Source organism: Actinopolymorpha sp. B17G11 (assembly GCF_040196095.1).
GTDB lineage: Bacteria > Actinomycetota > Actinomycetes > Propionibacteriales > Actinopolymorphaceae > Thermasporomyces.
Genome location: NZ_JBEFTW010000108.1, coordinates 1 through 857, shown reverse-complemented (window position 1 = coordinate 857; position 857 = coordinate 1). Strand labels below are relative to the sequence as shown.

The 857-nt window shown below is 65.1% G+C and carries 1 protein-coding gene; it reads left to right on the top strand.

Annotation, left to right across the window (positions count from 1 at the left end; genetic code table 11):
- The first annotated feature begins 310 nt into the window (after positions 1-310).
- Positions 311-832 (top strand): hypothetical protein, encoded by a 522-nt coding sequence (locus ABN028_RS35200; RefSeq protein ID WP_349699671.1) that lies wholly within the window; start codon positions 311-313, stop codon positions 830-832.
- The last annotated feature ends 25 nt before the right edge of the window (positions 833-857 follow it).

The window sequence follows — 857 nt, the reverse complement described above, 5'->3', positions numbered from 1 at the left end:
GAGTGCGTGCTTGTGCGACTCTGAGTGGTGGACTCAGGCCTGAGCAGGGATGAAGCGGATCAACTGGCATCGAGCGTGCGTCGAGCCGTCGAGCACGATGTTGAGGTCCTGGCAGATGGGGAGTTCTTCGCGGTTCAGCTTGTCCGTCGGACCGAGGATGGGACCGATACCTTCACGCTCTACGACGAAGCGGACTGGGAGTGGCTGCAGCCGCGGATCACGGGCTGAACCCGGCACGACTGTAGGAATCGCGGCGCGTGCGTGTGTTCCGCGCGGCGCTCTCGGACACCCCTTGGCAGAATCCACCTACATGTTCCTGCTTCAGTCCGACGGGCGCACGAACGCGGGGTTCGCGGCCTACCGCGACTATGTTGAGGCCAACGCCGCGCGATTCCCTGCCGGTGCGCTTCACCTCGCGCGCTCAGACTGGTACTACGCCAGCTATGACCATCGAGCGCCGCACGACAGCCGCCTGGAAGCCATGTCGATAGCAGAGCGCTCCGGGCCAGGAGCGCCGCACTGGCACAACCGGCTCGTGTCTCTAGAACTGATGCTGCGCGGCGCGTACAACGACGGGTACATCACACTGCGCTATCCGACGGTGCGCTCCTACAGGCTCGACGGACTCGCAGTGGGATCGGGTCACGCGGACTGGCGCTATGACGAGTTGCGCCTCGACGGTTCCGGGCGCCTCGTCCATGAGGTGGAGTGGTGGGAGAGGCGAGAAGTCGCCCGCTGGCTGATCATCGCCGACGACATTGAGATGTCGTGGCAACCTGATGGGGGCGATGTCGAGATCATCACGCCGGTCGGCGGGTCCGGCCGGCCTTGATCGCCGCCCGCACATCGGCATGACC

What these genes read in the sequence shown, in the direction of transcription:
- ABN028_RS35200 (WP_349699671.1), top strand. Translation starts at nt 311, where the DNA reads ATGTTCCTGCTTCAGTCCGACGGGCGCACGAACGCGGGGTTCGCGGCC.